Source organism: Archangium violaceum Cb vi76 (assembly GCF_000733295.1).
GTDB lineage: Bacteria > Myxococcota > Myxococcia > Myxococcales > Myxococcaceae > Archangium > Archangium violaceum.
Genome location: NZ_JPMI01000059.1, coordinates 1 through 5,432, shown reverse-complemented (window position 1 = coordinate 5,432; position 5,432 = coordinate 1). Strand labels below are relative to the sequence as shown.

Here is a 5,432-nt window from a genome sequence, read left to right as displayed (position 1 = left end):
CCTCGAATCCCGGGTTGAACCCCCTGCCCACAATGCGAGCCACGGGTTGAAGAACAGGGACAGATACCCTCACCCTGACCCTCTCCCGAGGGGAGAGGGAATATTCGTCACACTCTTGAAAGGGATCAGGGGGACACAAACCACTCCCAGTCCCCGGCTTCCGCCGGGAAGGGGTTCCAACGGCGGGAGGCAAGCACCTCGGCCCGCCAGGCCTGGAGTCCCCCCTTCACCTCGCGCACGTCGGCAGCCGACAGCCGGGGCAGTCCCCAGGGGGCGCTGGCGTTGCCCACGAGGAAGCCGCACCGGTCCCACCAGGGGTCGATGCGCACCCAGAACAGGGGCTGTCCACCGCTGCTCAGGCGCAGCCGATAGCCCTGCGCGGCCTCGACATGCAGGGACGGCGGCTGGCGCCAGGGGCCCTCCTGGGGAACGTCCAGCAACAGGCCAGGGCCCGCCAGGGGCAGTCCCCAGTCCTCCGTGTCATCGGCGCTGAAGGCCACACTCGGGTGCATCTCCTGCTCCTCGACTCCCGGGTTGTCGCGGGGACGTGGGTGGGCGAGGCTCCCGACCCTACCGGAGGTGTTGATTGTACATGCCGTCCACCCGCGCGCTCGCCGCCGCGCTGCTCGTCCTGCTGTCCGCTTGTGCCACCTCGCGCCCCGCTCCGCAGTCGGACTCGGCCACGCTGTCTCCCCACAAGCAGACCCTGCGCCGCATCGTCGATGCGCACTTCGCGGAGCAGTTCCGCCGCTTCCCCCAGTCCGCTACCAGCAGGGGCCTGCATACCTACGATGATCAGCTCGCCGGCTTCACCGCCGCGGAGCAGCTGGCCTGGGCCGCCTTCCTGAAACAGGAGCTCACCACCCTCCCCCAACAGGTGGACCGCTCCCAATTGCCCCCGCTCGACCAGGCCGACTACGACATCTTCGAGTCCAACCTGAAGGCCCGCATCCTGGACATCGAGGAGGTGCGGAGCTGGGAGCGCAATCCCAATACCTACCTGAGCGTCGCCTCCAGCTCCGTCTATGCGCTCATCAACCGGGACTTCGCGCCGCTCGAGCAGCGGATGCGCTCGGCGGTGGCGCGCATGGCGCGGCTGCCCGAGGTGTTCGCCGCGGGCAAGGCGACACTGAAGAACCCGCCCCGGCTGTGGACGGAGATCGCCCTGCAACAGGCGAACGGCACGCGCTCGCTCCTCGCCACCACCCTGCCCCAGGCCTTCGCGCCCGTGAAGGACGTGGCCCTCCAGGAGTCCTTCGCGCGGGAGCAGGCCAAGGCCCTGGCGGCGCTGGAAGACTACGTGCGCTTCCTGCGCGAGGACCTGCTGCCGCGCTCCAACGGGGATTTCGCCATTGGTGAGTCCATCTACCGCCGGAAGCTCTCCTACGAGGAGGGCGTCACCGAGGACATCGACAGCCTGCTGGCCTGGGGCCGGGCGGAGCTGAAGCGCACCCAGGAGGAGTTCCGCGAGGTGGCGCGCCGGCTGGACGCCAGGAAGGCGCCCATGGACGTGTACCGGGAGCTGGGCAAGGAGCACCCCACGCCGGCGGAGCTGGTGCCCACCACGCGGGCGACGCTGGAGACGATCCGCCAGTTCCTGGTGGACCACCGAATCATCACCATCCCGAGCGAGGTGCGGGCGCAGGTGGCGGAGACGCCGAGCTTCAACCGGGCGCTCTCCTTCGCGAGCATGAACACGCCGGGCCCCTTCGAGACGACCGCCACGGAGGCCTACTACTACGTCACGCCGCCGGACCCGTCCTGGAACGCCGAGCAGACGGAGCAGCACATGAGCTTCTACAACCGCCATGCGCTGGAGATCGTCTCCATCCACGAGGCCTACCCGGGCCACTACGTGCAGTTCCTGTGGACCAACAAGAAGGTGGACTCGCGGGTGCGGCAGTTGATGGGCAGCGGCTCCTTCAGCGAGGGCTGGGGCCTGTACACCGAGCAGATGATGCTGGAGGCGGGCTATGGCGGCAGTGGGGTGGCGGCGGACAAGCTGAAGCTGAACCAGCTGGCGCTCTACCTGCAGCGGTTGGCGCGGTACATGGTGGGCCTGTCGCTGCACACGCGCGGCATGACGTACGAGCAGGCGGTGCGCTTCTTCGAGGAGGAGGCGTACATGACGCGCATCAACGCCGAGCGCGAGGCACGCCGCGGCACGAGCGATCCCACCTACCTGGTGTATGCCCTGGGCAAGAAGATGATCCTCGAGCTGCGCGAGGAGGCGAAGGCGCGCTGGGGCAAGGACTTCACCCTTCAGCGCTTCCATGACGCCGTGGTCTCCTACGGCTACCCGCCCGTGCCCGTGGTGCGCCGGCTGATGTTCGGCGAGAACTGAGCGCCGGACGGCTCACGGCTGGCGGCGGCGGCGCATGGCCACCGCGGCCAGCAACAGTGCCCCGGTCCAGAGACCCGCGCCCGGGGCGCTCCCGCATCCGCAGCCCACCGCCAGCACCAGGGGCTCGAGCACGTCCGGCAACTGGCCACCGCCGCTCCCCTCCCCCGACGTTCCCGCGTCGAGCGTCCCCCCGTCCGCCGTCGTTCCGGCGTCGGGCGTCCCCCCGTCCCCCACCTGGTCCACGGCCGTGAAGCTCACGGGCGCGGAGGGAGGGCTGTGCACACCGAGGGACTCCGCGGAGGCGCGCAGCTCGTGGAGCCCCGGTGGAAGGTCTCCGAGGACGTCATACGAGAAGCGGCCATCGGCCCCCGTGTCGACGGAGGACAGGAGCACGCCATCGAAGAAGAGCAGCACCCGCGGGACTCCCGCCCGGGCCTGGCCCTCGATGCGGAGCCCCGGTCCCACCACGGTCGAGCCATCCACCGGCAGCGTCAGCACGGGTGAGGCGGGATGGCTGAAGGGAGTGGAGAGCACCTGCGCGGTACCCAATGCCGTGCCCGCGTCCACGCTGTCGGGGCCAGCGCCATGCGTGCCGCCGTCCGTCGCCATCCGGCCCGGCGCTCCGGCGAGCACCGAGCGGGAGCATGTGATGCTCTCTCCCTGGAGGAACACCACGCCCCCCGCCCCACCACCACCCGGTGCAAGCGGAAAGACGAACTCGCTGTTGTCTCCGCCCGCGCCGCCCCGCGCCTCCACCGCACCGCACTCCATTTCCTCCACCGTGCGGATGGAGATGGCCCCACCCGCCCCTCCACCGCCCGCGCCATCGTCCCCGGGCGTCGGTGGCGGAGTGGCCCCCGTGGCGCTGAAGCGGCCCACCCCTCGCACCTCCGTGGCGCGCAGGAGCATCAACCCGCCTCCGGCCCCGCCGCTCGAGCCCTCTTCGTTGTTGCCCTCCCCCGCTCCACCGCCACCGCCAAAGACGAGGTACTCGTAGGGCAGGTACACCACCGGGGCCCCACCCATTCCACCCACGTCCTGCTCTCCATCGGCAGGCGCCGAGCGGCCTCCCTTGCCTCCCAGCCCTCCATGTCCGCCACCCCCACCGCCCGAGTTGTGGCAGATGCCACCGCCCGCTCCGTTGGCCAGGTTGCCGCGTCCGGACGCCGTGCCGAAACGGCCGGCCACCAGTCCCTCGCCCTTGTAGGCGCCGCCTCGGTCCGCCGGCTCATCGAGGTCCGTGCAGGAGTTGAGGTTTCCATGGGAGAAGAAAGCACCGCCTCGGAAGCCCGCGCCGTCCACGGTGATGAGCCCATCGTTGCGCAGGCGTCCGGAGACCATCACCGCGAGGATTCCGCCCAGGCCTCCCTCCCACGGCGCGGCGCGCAGCGTGGCCCCCGAGCGCACCTCCAGCTCGGTGTACTCGGGCACCCACACCACCTGCGACAGGTTGCCCGTATGGGCATACAGCAGGGGCGCGGAGAGACGAAGCACGCCCGGGGACACCGAGGCCACCCGCGCGTACTCGATGCGGCCCACCCGGCCTCCAGCGAGGGCGACGGGCCTCTGATTCCCGGAGTCCGGCCCGGCGATGCCCGTGGACTGGTGGACGAGCACCAGATCTCCGGCGGCGAAGCCCGTGATGTCCGAGACCGACAGCTCGCTCGCGCCCACGGCTGCGTCGGCGGTGAGGCGCACGTAGCGATTGACGATGCGGCTCCCGGAGTCGATGCGCAGGTAGCCGTCCTTTCCCGTCCCCAGGCCGAAGGTGTCCGGCTCGGCCCGGACGGTATCAGCCGCGAAAATCACGAAAAGAAGGAAGAAGCCGCGCATGGCGCGATGCTACCCGAAACCTCCCGTCCCACGGCAGGTGGCCCTTCCCGGAGCCCCGTTCACATCCCAAGCTGGCGCGTCAGCCGGGCGGGGACCGGGTAGACGGACTCGCGCGGGAGCTGCCGTGTGGCCTGCTCGGCCCGCCCGGCATCGAGGAGCTTGCGGATCTTCCTCACCCGCTCCGTGAGGTCCTCGATGGAGAGGATCCATTCCTCGACGTAGCGGCCAATGACCGTCCGCCCGAGCCCCACCTGGATGCTGTCATGGGGAAGCGATTGTCCTCGCAGCGAGCGCTCCGGATCCCACTGGATGTGGACCGGAGCGCGCTGGAAGTCCCGGTCCCACTGCTGGGGCGTGCCATGGGCTCCCGGCTCGAAGCCCGTCAGCACTCCGAGCTCCAGCGCGGCCTCCCATCCCTCCCGCCTCAGGCGCACGGCGAGGATCCGCTCCTGCCCGGACTTGAGTCCCCAATTGCTGCGCTCCATCAGCCACAGGAAGCCAGGTTTGATCCACGTCATCCGGTTCAGCGAGAACGGAGGACCGAACCGTTGCCGCTCGAGCGCTACATCCGCGATGGCGTCCGGATAGGCCTGATACACGACGATGGACGTCCGATCATGGTCGGCGCGTATCTCCCGGCGGGGGCTCACCTCAGGGCTCCACCGCACGGGAGAAGACGAGCGGCTCATCACCGAGTGGGATGAGCCACGAGGCGGTCCTCCAGGTCCAGGGTTGGGCGGCGAGGTCGACATCCTCGTCCACCAGCATCTGGCGCGGACGGCCGTTCAACGACACCCGCATGTCCGCGTAGATCTCGAGGCCCGGGCGCCCTTCCCGCTCGTACCGGCGCGCGAGCTCATGGGCGAACTGCTGGACCATGTCCGGCCGCGTCGACATCTTCTGATACTGGCGGTTGCTGAGCAGGGGCCTGGGATCGACCTTCCACTTCGCACCCGTGCGGGGATCCCTCGCGTAGTAGCGGACCCGGCCCTCCTTGTTGCGCAGCTTCATGTGCCAGGAGAAGTTGTGACCCTCCTCGGTCCAGTTGACCTCGCCTGGATAGAACCAGTGGCGCAGGGGCAGAAGGCACTGGAGCGCGAGCCAGAGCCCGAAGAAGGCGAGCCCGGCCCGTTGCCATCGGGGACTCACGGGAGCCGCCACGGCCCTGGGCATACGCCAGGGCCACCACCGCTCGAGCCACCGCCGCACCGTCGGCGGGCTCGAGGAAGATCGGCGTCACGGCGAGCATGAGCCA

General features: G+C 69.8%; 5 protein-coding genes. 1 reads left to right on the top strand and 4 read right to left on the bottom strand.

The genetic code is table 11. The features are described 5' to 3' along the window. Positions 1 to 125: 125 nt before the first annotated feature. Entirely contained in the window at positions 126 to 512 is a 387-nt protein-coding gene (locus tag Q664_RS09940) for a hypothetical protein (RefSeq protein ID WP_043392687.1), read from the bottom strand. A gap of 80 nt (positions 513 to 592) precedes the next feature. Here Q664_RS09940 and Q664_RS09935 point away from each other — a divergent pair, with 80 nt between their 5' ends. Then, entirely contained in the window at positions 593 to 2,344 is a 1,752-nt protein-coding gene (locus Q664_RS09935) for a DUF885 domain-containing protein (RefSeq protein WP_043392692.1), read from the top strand. 12 nt (positions 2,345 to 2,356) lie between these two features. Here Q664_RS09935 and agmC read toward each other — a convergent pair whose 3' ends face one another. From agmC to Q664_RS09920, 3 genes are read right to left on the bottom strand one after another with little or no spacing between them, the layout of a single operon-like run. Next, positions 2,357 to 4,177, bottom strand: a complete 1,821-nt coding sequence (agmC, locus tag Q664_RS58940) for an adventurous gliding motility protein AgmC (RefSeq protein ID WP_043392684.1) — start codon at positions 4,175 to 4,177, stop codon at positions 2,357 to 2,359. 59 nt (positions 4,178 to 4,236) lie between these two features. Continuing rightward, positions 4,237 to 4,827, bottom strand: a complete 591-nt coding sequence (locus Q664_RS09925; protein WP_043392681.1) for a DUF4291 domain-containing protein — start codon at positions 4,825 to 4,827, stop codon at positions 4,237 to 4,239. A gap of 1 nt (position 4,828) precedes the next feature. Then, the gene (locus Q664_RS09920) at positions 4,829 to 5,326 is read right to left on the bottom strand and encodes an HTTM domain-containing protein (protein WP_160174373.1); all 498 of its coding nucleotides are present in this window, start codon (positions 5,324 to 5,326) and stop codon (positions 4,829 to 4,831) included. Positions 5,327 to 5,432 lie beyond the last annotated feature (106 nt).

Coding starts and splice junctions, on each gene's coding strand:
- Q664_RS09940 (WP_043392687.1), bottom strand. CDS start 512: ATGCACCCGAGTGTGGCCTTCAGCGCCGATGACACGGAGGACTGGGGA.
- Q664_RS09935 (WP_043392692.1), top strand. CDS start 593: ATGCCGTCCACCCGCGCGCTCGCCGCCGCGCTGCTCGTCCTGCTGTCC.
- agmC (WP_043392684.1), bottom strand. CDS start 4,177: ATGCGCGGCTTCTTCCTTCTTTTCGTGATTTTCGCGGCTGATACCGTC.